This window comes from Streptomyces sp. NPDC045968, from assembly GCF_056430475.1.
Genome location: NZ_JBWKLF010000004.1, coordinates 188,584 through 204,132, shown reverse-complemented (window position 1 = coordinate 204,132; position 15,549 = coordinate 188,584). Strand labels below are relative to the sequence as shown.

13 protein-coding genes and 1 pseudogene are annotated in these 15,549 nt (G+C 70.7%); 6 read left to right on the top strand and 8 right to left on the bottom strand.

Features of this window, described 5'->3' with window-relative positions; all coding sequences use genetic code 11:
* Positions 1–121 precede the first annotated feature (121 nt).
* From AC07FA_RS13795 to AC07FA_RS13775, 5 genes are all read right to left on the bottom strand, one after another.
* Entirely contained in the window at positions 122–577 is a 456-nt protein-coding gene (locus AC07FA_RS13795; RefSeq protein ID WP_479075438.1) for an ATP-binding protein, read from the bottom strand.
* A 147-nt stretch (positions 578–724) separates the two neighbouring features.
* Positions 725–1,129, bottom strand: coding sequence for a (deoxy)nucleoside triphosphate pyrophosphohydrolase (locus AC07FA_RS13790; RefSeq protein WP_479075436.1), 405 nt, complete (start codon positions 1,127–1,129; stop codon positions 725–727).
* Positions 1,130–1,266: 137 nt separating this feature from the next.
* Positions 1,267–1,467: an SPOR domain-containing protein gene (locus AC07FA_RS13785; RefSeq protein WP_362835673.1), complete on the bottom strand. Its 201-nt coding sequence runs from the start codon at positions 1,465–1,467 to the stop codon at positions 1,267–1,269.
* Positions 1,468–1,664: 197 nt separating this feature from the next.
* Entirely contained in the window at positions 1,665–3,386 is a 1,722-nt protein-coding gene (locus tag AC07FA_RS13780) for a purine-cytosine permease family protein (protein ID WP_479075434.1), read from the bottom strand.
* A gap of 213 nt (positions 3,387–3,599) precedes the next feature.
* On the bottom strand, positions 3,600–4,352 hold the full coding sequence (locus AC07FA_RS13775; RefSeq protein WP_479075433.1) for a GntR family transcriptional regulator: 753 nt from the start codon (positions 4,350–4,352) through the stop codon (positions 3,600–3,602).
* A gap of 319 nt (positions 4,353–4,671) precedes the next feature.
* Here AC07FA_RS13775 and AC07FA_RS13770 point away from each other — a divergent pair, with 319 nt between their 5' ends.
* Entirely contained in the window at positions 4,672–6,021 is a 1,350-nt protein-coding gene (locus AC07FA_RS13770) for a glycoside hydrolase family 18 protein (protein ID WP_479075431.1), read from the top strand.
* Between the two features lie 94 nt (positions 6,022–6,115).
* Here AC07FA_RS13770 and AC07FA_RS13765 read toward each other — a convergent pair whose 3' ends face one another.
* Positions 6,116–7,690 (bottom strand): S8 family peptidase, encoded by a 1,575-nt coding sequence (locus AC07FA_RS13765; protein ID WP_479075429.1) that lies wholly within the window; start codon positions 7,688–7,690, stop codon positions 6,116–6,118.
* A 219-nt stretch (positions 7,691–7,909) separates the two neighbouring features.
* On the opposite strand from AC07FA_RS13765, the gene AC07FA_RS13760 reads away from it, so the two are divergent.
* Complete coding sequence (locus tag AC07FA_RS13760) at positions 7,910–9,016, top strand: threonine synthase (protein WP_479075427.1); 1,107 nt, start codon at positions 7,910–7,912, stop codon at positions 9,014–9,016.
* Between the two features lie 144 nt (positions 9,017–9,160).
* Positions 9,161–11,800 (top strand): discoidin domain-containing protein, encoded by a 2,640-nt coding sequence (locus AC07FA_RS13755; protein WP_479075426.1) that lies wholly within the window; start codon positions 9,161–9,163, stop codon positions 11,798–11,800.
* A gap of 14 nt (positions 11,801–11,814) precedes the next feature.
* On the opposite strand, the gene AC07FA_RS13750 is transcribed toward AC07FA_RS13755, so the two are convergent.
* Together AC07FA_RS13750 and AC07FA_RS13745 are read right to left on the bottom strand one after the other, a co-directional pair.
* The gene (locus AC07FA_RS13750; RefSeq protein ID WP_479075425.1) at positions 11,815–12,606 is read right to left on the bottom strand and encodes an enoyl-CoA hydratase/isomerase family protein; all 792 of its coding nucleotides are present in this window, start codon (positions 12,604–12,606) and stop codon (positions 11,815–11,817) included.
* Positions 12,603–13,424, bottom strand: coding sequence for an SDR family NAD(P)-dependent oxidoreductase (locus AC07FA_RS13745; protein WP_479075423.1), 822 nt, complete (start codon positions 13,422–13,424; stop codon positions 12,603–12,605). Before AC07FA_RS13745 ends, AC07FA_RS13750 begins: the two co-directional genes overlap by 4 nt.
* Positions 13,425–13,705: 281 nt before the next feature.
* On the opposite strand from AC07FA_RS13745, the gene AC07FA_RS13740 reads away from it, so the two are divergent.
* The 3 genes and pseudogenes from AC07FA_RS13740 to AC07FA_RS13730 all read left to right on the top strand — a co-directional run bounded on the left by AC07FA_RS13740 (position 13,706) and on the right by AC07FA_RS13730 (position 15,468).
* Positions 13,706–14,848 (top strand): 3-oxoacyl-[acyl-carrier-protein] synthase III C-terminal domain-containing protein, encoded by a 1,143-nt coding sequence (locus tag AC07FA_RS13740; protein ID WP_479075421.1) that lies wholly within the window; start codon positions 13,706–13,708, stop codon positions 14,846–14,848.
* 139 nt (positions 14,849–14,987) lie between these two features.
* Positions 14,988–15,255 (top strand): annotated as a pseudogene (locus AC07FA_RS13735) (type II toxin-antitoxin system Phd/YefM family antitoxin).
* A 12-nt stretch (positions 15,256–15,267) separates the two neighbouring features.
* Complete coding sequence (locus AC07FA_RS13730; RefSeq protein WP_479075420.1) at positions 15,268–15,468, top strand: type II toxin-antitoxin system RelE family toxin; 201 nt, start codon at positions 15,268–15,270, stop codon at positions 15,466–15,468.
* Positions 15,469–15,549: the final 81 nt, after the last annotated feature.

Here is a 15,549-nt window from a genome sequence, read left to right as displayed (position 1 = left end):
CCCGCAGTATTCAGCACTACGGCCCGTACCGACACGGCGTTCACGATCACAGCACGGTCTCAGTCCCTTTCAGCCAGGTTCTGCCCGACCTCTGGTGATCGCTGTGCGTCCCACCCCACTCCTAACCAGGGAGAGCCAGCTCGAACCACACCGTCTTGCCAGTCTTTCCTCGCCGGGTCCCCCAACGGCGCGCGGAACAAGCCACGAGATGCAGTCCGCGCCCCCCTTCGTCATCGGGCCCCGCGCTGCGTTCGGTGGGCATATCCGGAAGCGGATCGGTAACTTCCACCAGCAGTCCGGGCGGGGCGGGCGATCCGGACGGAGACAAACCGCCGCCCTCGGCACCGTCATCGGGGCGGGGCCGCACCAGCCGTACACCGATGGGGCCGGAGGCGTAGCGCAGCGAATTGGTCACCAATTCGCTGACGAGCAGTTCGGTCACATCGGCGAGCGCCCCGTCGAGCCCCCAGGAACGCAGGGCGTCACGAACCGCGTGCCGGGCGCTGCGCACGGAGCCGGGGACCGCCGGAAATGTCCAGGCGGCACAGTCGCCCTCGGTCTCGATCACGCCGATCACTTCCCCAGACCAGCAACAGGAGCCCCTCGGAAAGGGGAATAATCAGCACATACCCGTCATTCGGGGCGAACTACCGCCCGAGACGGCGCATAGGGCGTACGGGTGTACGCCGGTGCGCCACCGGAGGCGCGCATGCGTGCCGGGCACTCACCGGGGGACGCTGCCCCGCAGGCGCCGCGCCGCTTCGGCCACCGCGGGCCGGTCCTGGTCCAGCCAGTCGACGTCGTCCACTTCATCGGGCCCGAGCCACCGCAGCGCGTCATGGTCCTGAAGGGCGCGGGGCTCGCCGGACACCAGGGCCACCGTCCATACGTGGAGGACGTATCCGGGCTTCAGCGGCCACTCGCCGGGAATGCGCTCCAGCGCGCGCGACTCCACACCCAGCTCCTCGCGGAGCTCCCGGACGAGCGCCTGTTCGCCGCTCTCCCCCGGCTCCACCTTGCCGCCGGGCAGCTCCCAGCGGCCCGCCAGCTCGGGCGGGGCGCTGCGGCGGGCGGCCAGCAGCCGTCCCTGGTCGAAGACGGCACCGGCCACCACCACGGATGCGTTCATACGCGGGAGCGTAGCCGCCCCGGGCCGGCCCGCCGGGAGCGCGGCCGCCCCGACAGTGGCCCTCGGGAGCGTGGCCACCGCGGACGGCCCGGGAGGCGCCGGGCTCGTCCGGGGCGGCCGGGGAGTCGGAGCCACCGCTACGGCCGGGCGCTCTGTCCCACGCGCTCCACCCAGTACAGCTGCTTGTGTCCGCGACTGTCGAGGCCGTCCGCGATCTTCTGGGCCTCGTCCTGCGTGGCATACCTGCCGACGCGGTAGCGGTTCCCGTTGTCGTCCTGCCGTATCACCAGCCAGGGGAGCACGGCGCCACTGTCGCTCATCGTGTCCCTCCCGAGCATGTTGCCCCTCTCCTCACCGGAGTGCACGTCTCTAAGGAATCCCAGGAAACCGCAGTACGCATATGCCCGAGCGTACGCCTGACCTTTACTCAGCGGATGCGTCTTTGCACAAAGAGATACGCATCCAGCCATACCTGCGGGGGCGCACCCCGCCGAATGCGCCCCCTCGACCGCCGACGCGCCCGTTTCGGCGGCCGTCACTCCCCCGGCGTACGCACCGCGGGCACCGGCAGCAGCACCGGTCCCGCCGACGGCTCCTTGCGGCACGCGTCCCCGCACTCCGCGTCCAGCGAGCAGCACAGCGAGCAGATCGGCCCCGCCTGGACCGGACAGTCCGCGATGTCCGGCAGCTCGTACGCGGTCTCGCACACCGCGCACAGATGCGTCGCGGTGATGTCGGCGACATCGACGCCCGGCCCGTTCACCGGGTTCGGGCGGGCCAGGTAGTACTTCCCCTTGGTGGCCCAGGCGATCAACGGGCAGAGCACGAGCGACAGTCCGGCCGCGATGAACGTCGAGAACGCTTCCGCGTACTCCCCGAAGAGCCCGAAGAAGGCCAGGATCGAGACGGTCGAGGCGATCACCATCGCCCCGAATCCGGCCGGGTTCACCGCGTACAGATAGGCCCGCTTGAACTCGATGTACCGCGGGCTGAGTCCGATCCGCTTGTTGATGACCAGGTCGGCGGCGACGGCCACGATCCAGGCGATGCCCACGTTGGAGTAGAAGCCCAGCAGCTTGTTGAGGGCCGCGAACATGTTCATCTCCATCAGCGTGAGCGCGATGGCGAGGTTGAGGAAGATGTACCAGACCCGTCCCGGGTGCTTGTGGGTGATCCGGGAGAAGAAGTTCGACCAGGACAGCGAGCCGCTGTAGGCGTTGGTCACATTGATCTTGATCTGCGAGACGATCACGAAGACCGCGGCGGCGGGAAGGGCGAAGGAGCCCAGCCACGGCTTCAGGGCCTCGATCTGCGGTGCGATGGGCTCCAGGGCGTGTGTCCTGCCGACCGCCTCCAGGGCGACGAAGGCGAGCAGCGCTCCGCCGAGCTGCTTCGCGGCCCCGATGACGACCCAGCCGGGTCCGGCCGCGAGGACGGCCAGATTCCACCGCCGCTTGTTGGCCTCCGTCCTGGCCGGCATGAAGCGCAGGTAGTCGGCCTGCTCCCCGATCTGGGCGATGAGCGAGAGCGCGACTCCCGTACCCAGCCCGAAGGCGATCCAGGAGAAGCCCGGGCCGGCGCCCTCCGTACCGCCGAAGGAGGCGAAGTCACCCCATGCCTCGGGTGCTTCGAAGGCGAGGACCACGAACGGCAGCACCATGCCGACGATCCAGACCGGCTGTGTCCACGCCTGCACCTTGGCCAGTGCGCCCATGCCGCGGAACACGATCGGGATGACGATCAGCGTGGTGACCAGATAGCCCGCCTCCACCGGCAGCCCGACCGCCTGATGCATGGCCTGCGCCATGATCGATCCTTCGAGCGCGAAGAAGATGAAGGTGAAGGACGCGTAGATCAGCGAGGTCAGCGTCGAACCGAAGTAGCCGAACCCCGCGCCCCGCGTGACCAGGTCCATGTCCAGCCCGTACGTCGCGCAGGCCCGGGCGATCGGTATGCCCGTGATGAAGATGATCACCGCAGCGGCGAGGATCGACGCGAGCCCGCTGGTGAAGCCGTAGGTGAAGACGATCGAGGCGCCGATGGCGAAGTCGGCGAGATAGGCGATCCCGCCGAGCGCCGTGCCCGCGACCATCGAGGGCGACCAGCGCCGGAACGAATACGGGGCGTAACGGAGCGAGTAGTCCTCACGGCTCTCGTCCGCGGCGAGCCGCGCATAGCTGCGCCGGGGCGCTCCGGGCTCTCCCGGGACGCGGGGGTCCGGCGCGTCCGCCGTGGTGGGGGTGGCTGTGTCCGTCATCGGCGACTTCCCGTTCGTCGGTCCGGAGTGCGGGTAACGAACGGGAAGTTAGGAGCCGGACATGACAATTTGTTGATACCGGTGATTGCCCGGGCGTAACGGGAGCCGAGGGGGTGTTAACTCGGCGTCACAGGCGGCGGACAAGCCGTTCGGATACCGGTCCTACGACAGGAACGCCTACCGGTCACGCGACAGGAAGCGTCGCGGCCCGGATCACTTCACCGGCAGGTGGTACGCGATCCGGTAGCGGTCGGCTGGCACCACCACGTCCGCGGTCTCGACGGCCCGGCCCGACGCGTAGTACGTCCGCCCGATCACCATCACCACATGGCCCGGTACGCCGCCGAGTGCCAGGAGCTCCTCCGCAAGCCCCGGCCTCGCCCCGACGTCCTCGGCCACGTTGTCCACGACGACATCGATGGCCGCCATCCGGTCGACCACCCCGCAGCCGCCCAGCGGCCCCTCCTCGGGCAGCATCACCGGCGTGCGCCCCGTGACCGCCAGGGGCTCCCAGGAGGTGGAGAGCATCATCGGCTCGCCCGCTTCCCGGAAGACGTACCTCGTACGCATCACCCGGTCGCCCGGTTCGATGCCGAGCCGCTCGGCGATCTCCGCGCTCGCCTCCTCCTGCTCGCTGCGCGACTCCCAGGTGCCGCGCGTCCCCTCCGCCGTCTGTTCCTGGCGGAAGGGGTTGGCGCCGACGCCCGTCCGGTAGCCGGAGCGGGCGATGCGGCGGGGGACGGGGCGCTCGCGCACATACGTTCCGGAGCCGGAGCGCCCTTCGACCAGCCCCTCAGCCATCAGCACCTTGCGCGCCTCCAGGGCGACGGTGTCCGAGACTCCGTACTCCTCGCGGATACGGGCCTGCGACGGCAGGCGGGTATGGGGCGGCAGAGCACCGTTGACGATCTTCTCTCTGAGATCGCTCGCAACGCGCAGATAGGCGGGCTGCTCACCGAAAGTCACAGGCCACTCCCAACAGGTTGACAGACTGCAACAGCGTTGCAACCGTGGGTTGTCGACCGCAAGCGCTGGCCAAAGTTTCACTCGAAGTGATGATTCACCGTCGCCCGGCGCATACCTCGAACATCAGCACCACGGGAGTCGCGGTCGATTCCTGCCCCGTCCGGCCCTCCCGTAACTCCCGGACACGATTCCCGACGCGGGCGCCGCCTTCCCGGCGCAACTCCCGGCCCCTTGACCGCATTTGGTCCAGACCAATACCTTCTGTGCGACACGGCTCCCGCCTCAGTCCAGCCCGGTCCCACGCACAGGAACGAGCCTCATGCGCCGAAGAAGCCTGTACAGACTCACCGTTGCCGCCTGCACCTTCACCCTGCTGGCCGGAATCGCGCCGGCCGCCACGGCCGGCCCCGACCGGGGACGGGACACGGCGCATCACACATCCGCCTACCGGAGCGTCGGCTACTTCACCCAGTGGGGCGTCTACGGCCGCGACTTCCAGGTCAAGGACCTGGAAACGAGCGGCGCCGCGGACAGGCTCACCCACATCAACTACGCCTTCGGCAACGTGAACGCCGACGGCAGGTGCTTCACCGGCAACGTGCCCGGCGAGGCCGACGCCTGGGCGGACTACGCCCGCCCGCTGGACGCGGCAGGCTCCGTGGACGGTGTCGCCGACACCGGCACCCAGCCCCTCGCGGGCAACTTCAACCAGCTGCGCGAGCTCAAGGCCGCGCACCCCGGCCTCAAGGTCATGATCTCGCTCGGCGGCTGGAGCTGGTCCACCCACTTCTCGGACGCGGCCAGGACCGCCGCCTCCCGCAAGGCCCTGGTCTCCTCCTGCCTCGACCTGTACATCAAGGGGAATCTTCCGGTGGACGGGGCGCGCGGCGGCGAGGGCGCCGCGGCCGGCCTCTTCGACGGTGTGGACCTCGACTGGGAGTGGCCCGGCTCGGCCGGTGACACGGACACGGTCCACCGCCCGGAGGACAAGAGGAACTTCACCGCGCTGGTGCACGAGTTCCGCACGCAGCTCGACGCGTACGCCAGGAGCACCGCGCGGCACGGCAAGCCGAAGCACTACGAGCTGTCGGCGTTCGTCCCCACCGCGCCCGCCAAGATCGACGCGGGCTTCGACGTGCGCCGGATCATGCGTGACTTCGACTTCGTGAACCTTCAGGGGTACGACTTCCACGTCTCCGGCGAGAAGAACACGGCCCAGCAGTCCGCGCTGTACGCGAAGGGCGACTTCAGCGTCGACCAGACCGTCCGCGACTGGATCAGGCGCGGCGCGCCCGCCCGCAAGCTGGTGGTGGGCATGCCGTTCTACGGACAGGGCTGGACCGGTGTGACCGGCGGTGGTGACGGGCTGGGACAGCCGGCCGCGGCTCCCGCGCCGGCCACCTGGGCCGCCGGGTACGAGGACTACAAGGTGCTCAAGAAGCTGGCCGAATCGGGCACGTACACGGTCCACCGGGACGCGCGGAACGGTCACGCCTGGCTGTTCGACGGCACCACCCTGTGGACGTACGACGACCCGCGGGTCCTGCGCGCCAAGACCTCGTACATCCGTGACCGCGGTCTCGGCGGTGCGATGTTCTGGTCGCTGGACGGGGACACGGACGACGGCGAGCTGATGACCGCCGTCCACAGCGGTCTCAACGGGCGCTGACGGAACACGTCGTGGGGCGGCTGCCGGGTGGCAGCCGCCCCACACGTGTTCATCGCCTCATGGGCGCGTCAAGGCATCCGCACGGCGGAGCTCGTCAGAACTGAAGGGCCCAGGAGTTGAGCCGGCCCGTGTCGGCTGCCGCGTTGTCGCTGACCCGGAGCTTCCAGGTGCCGTTGGCGACCTCCGAGGACGCGTTCACCGAGTAGGTGGTGTTCACGTTGTCGGCGCTGCCGCCCGTCCCGTACGCCTTCAGGGTGTAGACCGAACCGTCGGGCGCGACCAGGTCGATCTTCAGGTCGCCGATGTACGTGTGCGTGATGTTGACCGGGACGCTCAGCGCGGCCGGCGCGTTACCGGCGACACCGGTGACGGTGACCGGGGCCTCGACCGTGGAGTTGTCCGCGATCACGTAGCCGGTGGTGTTCTCGAACTTCGGTCCGGGCGGCGTGACCGTACCGGTGCCGACGTTCAGCAGCCGGTTCGGGGAGCCGGTGCCCGGGTTGGTCACCACGCCGGTCGAGGACGCCGCGACCAGGCCGGCCGAGACCTGCGCAGGGGTCTGGCCCGGGTTGGCCGCCAGGTAGAGGGCGGCGGCACCGGCCACGTGCGGGCTCGCCATCGACGTACCGGAGATGGTGTTGGTGGCGCTGTCGCTCGTGTTCCACGACGAGGTGATCGAGGAGCCCGGGGCGAACAGGTCCACGACCGTGCCGTAGTTGGAGAAGCTGGAGCGGGCGTCGGTGTTCGTGGTGGAACCGACGGTGATGGCCTCGGTGACGCGCGCCGGGGACTTGGTGGAGGCGTTGGTCGACTCGTTGCCCGCCGCGACGGCGTAGGTGATGCCGGAGGCGATGGAGTTGCGTACGGCGGTGTCGAGCGCGGAGTCCGCCCCGCCGCCGAGGCTCATGTTGGCGACGGCCGGCTTGACGGCGTTGGCCGTCACCCAGTCGATGCCGGCGACGACCTGCGCGGTGGTGCCGGAACCGCTGTTGTCGAGCACGCGGACACCGACGATCTTCGCCTTCTTGGCGACGCCGTACGAGGTTCCGCCGACCGTGCCGGCCACGTGGGTGCCGTGCCCGTGTCCGTCCTGCGCGGTGTTGTCGTTGTCGATGGCGTCGTAGCCGTACGAGGCCCGGCCGCCGAAGTCGCTGTGGGTGATCCGCACACCGGTGTCGATGATGTACGCGGTGACGCCCTGGCCCGCCGTGTCGGGGTAGGTGTAGCTCTGGTTCAGCGGGAGGGTCTTCTGGTCGATCCGGTCCAGGCCCCACGAGGGCGGCGAGGGCTGGGTGCCCGAGATCGTGAACGTGCGGTTCTGGACGACGGACTCGACGGCCGGGTCCGCGGCGAACTTCTTCGCCTGCGAGGCCGAGAGTTCGACGGCGTAGCCGTTGAGGGCGGCGCGGTAGGTCTTCTTGATCTCGGCGCCGTACTCCTTGGCCAGTGCCTTGCCGGACGCGGAGCCCGCGTCGGCCGCCGATTCGTCGAGGGTGACGATGTAGCTGCCGCTGATGGCGCCCGGGGCGCCGGCGTTCTCGATCCGGCCTTCCGGCGCGGCCTCCGCCGCGGTGGCCGGGAAGGCCGCCGCGGTGGTGAGCGCCATGGCGGCACCGGCTATGACGCTCGCCGCGGCCAGTCTTCGACGGGTGTAGGGGGTGTGACGCATGTGAGGGGTCCTCCTCATCGGCGGTGCCCTGGTGGGGGATGTGCGGCATGGGCATGACAAACCAGCCATGACAGCGCCGCGTTTCGCACGCTGTTACGAGGGTCGGCATGACCTGCTGCCGACGAAAGATTGACTGATCCATAGGAATCTCACAAGAGTGCCTTGGGGATCGCAATGCACCCGCCATTCACCTGCCATCCGCCTGACATGCTGGCCGTCATGACCGCATACCACTGCCCGCAGGACGGCACCCGGGCCGACACGACCACGCTGACCTGGTGCTGTCCGGTCTGCCAGGGACCGTGGGACCTCGATTTCGGGATCACCGAACCGCTCTCCCTCAACTCCCTCGCGGGCCGGGTCAATTCACTGTGGCGTTACGAGGAGGCGCTGCCGCTCACCGCCCCGGCGACCACGCTCGGCGAGGGCCGCACACCGCTCGTGCCCCTCACCGGCACGGTCTCGGCCAAGCTCGACTTCCTCATGCCGACGCTCTCGTTCAAGGACCGCGGCGCCGTGATGCTCGCAGAGCTGGCCCGGCGCCTGAACCCGGCGCGCGTGGTGGCCGACAGCAGCGGCAACGCGGGAACGGCCGTCGCCGCCTACTGCGCCCGGGCCGGACTGCCCTGCACCGTGTACGTCCCCGAGGGGACCTCCCCGAAGAAGACCGAGCAGATCAGGGCACACGGCGCCCGGCTGGAAATCGTCCCCGGCGACCGCGAGGCCACGGCACGGGCCGCCCGCGCCGCCGCGGACACCCCCGGCACGTTCTACGCCTCGCACGTCTTCAACCCGTACTTCCTGCACGGCACCAAGACCTACGTGTACGAGATGTGGGAGGACCTCGGCGGGAGCCTGCCGGACGCCATCGCCGTCCCCGTCGGCAACGGGACGCTGCTCCTCGGCGCGGCCCTCGCCACCGCCGAACTGCACGCCCAGGGCCTGATCGAGCGTCGCCCCGCCCTGATCGCCGTGCAGGCCGAGGCCGTCTCCCCGCTGGCCGCCGCCTTCCACGCGGGCGCCGACGACCTGCCCGCCGACGCGGGTGGCGGGCCGGCCGCCCCCACGCTCGCCGAGGGCATCGCCATCCCCCGCCCGCCGCGCGCCCGTCAGATCCTGGCGGCCGTACGCGCGTCGGGCGGCACCTTCCTCACCGTGACGGAGGACCAGATCCGCGGCGCACAGCTGGATCTGGCCACCCGCGGCTTCTACGTCGAGACGACCGGGGTGGCCTGCTGGGCGGCCGTCGGCGACTGGACCGACCGCAGCGTGGTCGTGCCGCTGTGCGGCGCCGGACTCAAGACCGGTCTGGCCGCGCCGCACTGAACGGGGGCCGGTCACGGGCCGAGGACGCACTCCGCCCGTGACGGCCGCCGCTGCCCGGGAGTCCGCCCGGGTACGTCGAAGCACAGAGGTCCGCCAGGCGTGCCGTGCACGCATCCGCGCCGCCGGAGTCCCTACCTTCGTACGGTGAGACTCTCGCGGATCCCTCTCCTGACGTCCTTGGTCGCGGGCACTCTGATCGCGCCCCTGCCACCCCTCTCCCACGCGGCCGCCCACCCCGGCCCGCCACCCGCCGCGACCTGCCGGCCACCGGACCGCGGTGACACCTCCTGGGCACAGACCTCCACCCGGTACGGCGAAGCCGGCGGTTACGACCCCTATGTCGGCAACGGGTATCTCGGCCACCGTGTGCCTCCGGCGGGCACCGGGTACGCGGCGACGGGCGAGAAGACCGGCTGGCCGCTGTTCACCCCGCGCTACGACGGCGCCTTCGTCTCCGGTCTGTACGCCCGCGACGAGAGGACCGCCGAGGGCCGCGACGTGATCGCCGCCCTGCCGAGCTGGACGACGCTGGACGTACGCGTCGGCAAGGAGACCTACGGCTCCGGCACCCCGGCAGGCCGTATCTCGCACTACCGTCAGACGGTCCTCCTGCGCTGCGGCGTGGTCGTCACCTCACTGCGCTGGACCACGGCCGACGGCCGCGCGACCGACCTGACGTACGAGGTGCTGGCCGACCGCTCCGACGTCCACACCGGTGCCGTACGCCTGCGGATGACCCCGCACTGGGACGGCGAGGCGACAGTGACCGGCCGCCTGGACGAACGCGGCGCGCGCCGGGTCACGGTGGCCGACGACGGCACCTTCCGCACCCTGGGCAGCGGTACGGCGGGGGCCGTCGCCCAGACGATGCGACGCGGTTCCGGAGTCGTCGAGACGCTGCACCCCCGGACGGGCCCCACCGGCGGTCCGCGGGCCACACCCGTACGCGACGGGCGTACGTACACCTTCGAGAAGTACGTGGGGGTCGACACCGCCCTCACCTCCCGCGATCCGCTCGGCTCCGCGCGCGACGCAGCCCACCGCGCCGCCCGGCGCGGCTGGGCGGGCGTCTACGCGGCCAACGCGGCGGCCTGGCGCGAGGCGTGGTCGGCCGACATCGCCGTGCCGGGCAGCCCCGAACTCCAGGCCTGGCTGCGGGCCGCGCGCTACGGACTGCTCGCCAACACCCGGCCCGGCTCCTCGGACAGCGTCGCGCCGGCCGGCCTGACCAGCGACAACTACGCGGGCATGGTGTTCTGGGACGCCGAGACATGGATGTATCCGGGGCTGCTCGCGACCCATCCTGAACTCGCCCGTTCCGTCGTGGAGTACCGCTACCGGACCCGGGACGCAGCCGCCGAGAACGCCCGGAAGCTCGGCTACCGCGGGTTGTTCTACCCCTGGACGAGCGGCAGCAAGGGCCGGCTGCACTCCGAGTGCCAGAGCTGGGACCCCCCGCACTGCCTGACGCAGAACCACCTCCAGGGCGACATCGCGCTCGCCGTCTGGCAGTTCTACCTGGCCACCGGGGACCGCGACTGGCTGGCGGAGCGCGGCTGGCCGCTCCTGAAGGGCATCGCCGACTTCTGGCAGTCCCGCGCCACCGCGAACGCCGACGGCAGCTACTCCGTGAAGAACGTGGCGGGCCCCGACGAATACAGCAACGGCGTCACCGACGGCGTCTTCACCAATGCCGTCGCCGCCACCGCGCTGCGCCACGCGACCCGCGCGGCCGAGCTGCTCGGCCGCCCCGCGCCCGCCGGCTGGACACGGGTCGCGGACGGCCTGCGCATTCCGTACGACAAGAATCGGAAGATCTTCCTCCAGTACGCGGGCTACAACGGCTCGACCATCAAACAGGCCGACACCGCCCTGCTGATCTACCCGCTGGAGTGGCCGATGGAGCCGGGCGCGGCCGCCGCCACGCTGGACTACTACGCGGCGCGCACCGACCCGGACGGGCCCGCGATGACGGACTCGGTGCACGCCGTCGACGCGGCCACGATCGGGGAGCCGGGCTGTGCCACGTACACCTATCTCCAGCGGGCCGTCCGCCCGTTCGTCCGCGGGCCGTACTCCCTCTTCTCCGAGGCGCGCGGTGAGAAGTCCGGGGCGCAGGACCCTCTCTCCGGCTTCCCCGCCGAGGATTTCCTCACCGGGAAGGGCGGTTTCCTCCAGGTCTTCACACACGGCCTGACGGGGCTGCGGCTGCGTGAGGACGGGGTGCTGCTCGATCCGATGCTGCCGCCCCAGCTGCATGAGGGCGTCACGCTGACGGGGCTGCGCCACCAGGGGCGTACGTACGAGGTGGCCATCGGCGCCCGGCGGACCGAGGTCCGGCTGACGTCGGGCGCCCCGTTCACGGTCCACACCCCCGCGGGCCCGCGCCGCCTCTCCACCACGCTGACCCTGCCCACCCGGCGGCCCGATCTGACGCCGACGCCCAACGCGGCGCGGTGCCGGCCGGCGACGGCCACCTCCGAGACCCCCGGTCTGTACGCGGCGGCCGCGGTGGACGGCAGCCCGGCGACGGGCTGGTCGCCGGCCGGGGCGAAGGGCGCGCTGTCGGTGGACCTGGGGCGGGTGTCCGCGGTCACCTCCGTCGTACCGCGATGGAGCGACGTACGGCCCGAGTCGCACCGGCTGGAGACCTCTCTCGACGGCCACCACTGGCAGCCGTACCGGCCGGGCACGGCTGCCGGACACGTGCGGGTGACGGTGACCTCGGCGGATCCGGAGAAGCCGGCGGGTATCGACGAGCTGACGGTCGGGACGGAGGGGTAGGCGCCGGGCCCCCGTCACACCCCGCCGAGGACGGCGCTCGATGTGGAGGCTCCGGCTTCCGCGCGTGACGTCTGGAAGCGCTGGAAGTGGCCGGTACGTTCCCCGGCGGCCAGCAGCGGCGCGAACAGGGCGCGTTCCAGGTCGAGTCCGTCCTCAAGCGGGCCCTCCATGCTCGCGTCGAGGGCCTGTTTGGCGGCGGCCAGCGCACCCGCCGGACTCGCCGTGTAGCGCAGACACCATTCCCGGGCCGTCGGGATGAGCTGCTCCTCGGGGACGAGGGCGTCGACCAGTCCGATGCGGGCCGCCTCGTCGGCGTGCACCATACGGCCGGAGAAGACGATGTCCTTCGCCCGGGACAGTCCGATCAGCCGGGGCAGCCGCTGGGTTCCTCCGGCGCCGGGGATCAGGCCCAGCGGTGTCTCGGGCAGCGCGAAGCGGGCGGTGGGCGTACAGATCCGTACGTCGGCGGCCAGGGCGAGTTCGCAGCCCCCGCCGAGGGCGAAGCCCTCCACGGCGGCGATGACAGGGACGGGCAGCGCGGCGACCTGCCGGGTCAGACGGCTGATCCGGTCGGCGTACCCGGCCACCTCCTCCGGCGGCAGCGTACCCATCTCCTTGACGTCGCCACCGGCCGAGAAGTGCCCGTGGGACCCGGTGAACACCACGGCGCGCAGCCCGTCCCGGGCTTCCAGTTGGCGCAGTGCCAGCTCGGCGCCGAGCTGCTGGGCCGTGTCGAAGAGGTTGAGCGGTGGCCGGTCCAGGCGCACCCAGGCCACGGCGTCCTCGTAGGCGATCCGCACGGTCACAGCAGTCCGCCGTTCACTTCGAGGACCTGTCCATTGATGTACGAGGCGCCCGGACTCACCAGGAACACCGCGGCGTTGACCGCCTCCTGGGGCGTTCCCGCCCGGCCCGCGAGCAGTCGAGGCCAGTACGCCTGCCGCAGCCGTTCGTCCGAGCAGACCGCCTCGCCCATGCCCACGGTCAGGATGCCGGGCGACAGACAGTTCACCCGGATACGCCGGCCGGCGAACTCCACCGCACAGCAGCGGGTGAACGCCTCGATCGCCGCCTTCGATGCCACGTACGCGCTCGCTCCGGGCACGATCCGGCCGGTCATCGCGGAGGACAGGGTCAGGATCGTTCCGCCGCCGCCGCGTTCCAGATGGGGCAACGCGGCCTGGACGGTGTGGAATACGCCGTCCACGTTCGTGCTCATCACGTCCCGCCAGTCCGCCGGGCTCAGCTTCCGCACGGTGCCGTTGCGGGTGATACCCGCGTTGGCGACGACGATGTCCACCCCGCCGAACCGCTCGGCCGCCTCGGCCATCAGCCCGTCGACGGACGCGGGGTCACGCACATCGGTCGGCACGAAGCCGGCGAACTCACCGTACCGCTCGACGAGTTCACCGACCTCCCCCTCTCCCCTGGCTCCGCACACGACCTGCGCCCCCGCTTCGAGGAACCCCTCGGCGAGGTAACGGCCGAGGCCGGTGGTGCCGCCCGTGACGACCGCTCTCATCCCCGCGAGAACGCCCTCGCCACGCGCAAGTCCGGCCGTCCCGCGCCCGGGCACCGGCACGCCGGTCGCCTTCGGAATCGAATCAACACTCGGGACGCCCATCGGCCAACCTTCTGTCGTTCCACCTGATCAGCGGTCATCGTGCCACCGGGTCTGGGACGACTCGCCGTCCTACACGCCCACGTGAGAGTGATTCCAGGACACCCGTCTCGCACAGCCGTACGAGGTAGAGGAAACGACACGGCCGGGCGGGTGGCCTCAGAGCTCCGGTCACCCGAATGAGGGCCCCTGGCTTGGACGTTGCTCGCTCACGGGCCGAAAATCAACCAGCCCCCAGAGCCCGTCGACACTGTCGGCCACCGAACCACGGGATGCCCCACACCATGGATTTCTCCACCTCCTCCGCCGGCACCGCCTCCCTCGGCCATCCGGCGGACACCGAGCCGTTCCCGTACGAGATCGCCGGAGCCCACGCGGACCTGGGAACCGTCGTCGGCATCGACGACTGGGCCGAGCGGGCCCGCGTCCCGGACCGCCACCGCCCCGGCCGCCATCTGAACGGCGCGGCCATCACGCACCTGCTCGGCGTGCAGGGCAAGAGCTGGGACCCGGAACGCTTCGCGGGCATCGACGCGGCCACCGCCGTCGCCCGGCAGGCCCTGGACCGGGCAGGTCTCGCCCCCTGCGACATCACCGCGGTCGTCGTCGTCACCTGTACGCCCTACCAGGTGATGCTCGACCAGGACGCCTTCGCCCTCATGCGGGAACTGGGGATCTCCGACCGCATCCCGCCGGTTCAACTGGGCGCGGGCTGCGCGGGTCTGGCGCGCGCGGCCGCGGTCGTCCAGGCGATGCGCGCCGAACGCGCGCTGGTCGTCGCGTACAACATCACGAGCCGCATGAGCACCGGCCCCGACGGCATGCTGCTTCCGCAGTACGCCGAGAACACCGCGCACCCGTACGGCAGGAACATGTGGGCCTCCCCCGCCCTCTTCTCCGACGGGGTCGCGGCCCTGGTCCTGAGCCGCAGCGCGGACGCCGACGGCGTACTGCTCTACTCCCGCGACAGCCTGTCCTTCAACGGCGGCCCCGCCATCACCGACCCGCTGATCCATGTCCTCGGCGGCGGCAGCGGCCATCCGGCGGGCACTCCGGGAGCCGACGAGCTCTCCGCGTACGGCATGAACTCACCCGAGATCCGCCGCTACTACAGCACCGGCATGACGCTCAACCACCAGGCACTGGAGTCCGCACGCCCCGGCTACCTCAAGGAGATCTCCCGTCTCTACACGCACCAGGCGCACCCGCTCCTCGTCGACGCGTTCCTGACCGAGACGGACATCCCCAAGGACAAGGCCCCGGGCAACGCCCGCACCATCGGCAACACGGCCGCCCCCTCCACCATCGCGCTCCTGCACGCCGACCAGCAGTCCGGCACCGTGGCACCGGGCGACCTGGTGTGCCTGTCGGTGGTCGGCTCGGGCCCGGAACGAGGAGCCTTCATCGCACCGCTCGCCGCGCACTGAGCGCCTTGGGCCTGGACGCCCGCGCCGAGGGCCGGGCTCACTCTGATCCCGGCCCGGTGCGAAGTCGCCCAGCACGGCCTGGGTCCGTCGGAGGCCAGTAGCCAATGTGCACACATGAGGCAACCGGCCCCTTGAGCGTATGAAGCAGATGCCCACAGAGTCCATCCGCGACGTCCGCGCACACTTGGCCGAGGTCGTCGAACGCGCCGCTCGCGACGACACGCCCACCGTCATCACGCGACGAGGCAAGGAAGTCGCCGCGCGTCGTGTCGATCGAGGTACTCCGCAAGTACCAGGCATGGGATGAGCGCGAGATCAACCGCCTCATCGACGAGCGCATGGCGACCCGGTCTGCCGGCATCCCGATCGAGGACGTCATGAAGGAGACGCTGGCGCGAAGTGAGTGATACCGCACCGCCTTGCACCCGGAAGCCCGAGCCGAACGCCGCAAGGTTCCGCACGACACCACGCTCCGCATCCTGACCAAGCTGACGGAACTGGAAATCGGCTGGTTCGGCTTCAACACCACCGCGCTCGTTTCCCAGCCTGAGCGCCGCCGCCTCAGAGCCGGCGACCACCGCATCATCTACACCGTCGACAACGGCGAACTGATCGTGTGAGTCATCCGCGGCGGACACCGCTCCACGCTCTACGACACCTGATTCGCTCTGACGGAGAATCAGAATATCCAGCACCCATGC

Bases quoted from the DNA above. Each gene is read 5' to 3' on its own strand.
- AC07FA_RS13790 (WP_479075436.1), bottom strand. From the start codon at position 1,129: ATGAACGCATCCGTGGTGGTGGCCGGTGCCGTCTTCGACCAGGGACGG.
- AC07FA_RS13785 (WP_362835673.1), bottom strand. From the start codon at position 1,467: ATGCTCGGGAGGGACACGATGAGCGACAGTGGCGCCGTGCTCCCCTGG.
- AC07FA_RS13780 (WP_479075434.1), bottom strand. From the start codon at position 3,386: ATGACGGACACAGCCACCCCCACCACGGCGGACGCGCCGGACCCCCGC.
- AC07FA_RS13770 (WP_479075431.1), top strand. From the start codon at position 4,672: ATGCGCCGAAGAAGCCTGTACAGACTCACCGTTGCCGCCTGCACCTTC.
- AC07FA_RS13765 (WP_479075429.1), bottom strand. From the start codon at position 7,690: ATGCGTCACACCCCCTACACCCGTCGAAGACTGGCCGCGGCGAGCGTC.
- AC07FA_RS13760 (WP_479075427.1), top strand. From the start codon at position 7,910: ATGACCGCATACCACTGCCCGCAGGACGGCACCCGGGCCGACACGACC.
- AC07FA_RS13745 (WP_479075423.1), bottom strand. From the start codon at position 13,424: ATGGGCGTCCCGAGTGTTGATTCGATTCCGAAGGCGACCGGCGTGCCG.
- AC07FA_RS13740 (WP_479075421.1), top strand. From the start codon at position 13,706: ATGGATTTCTCCACCTCCTCCGCCGGCACCGCCTCCCTCGGCCATCCG.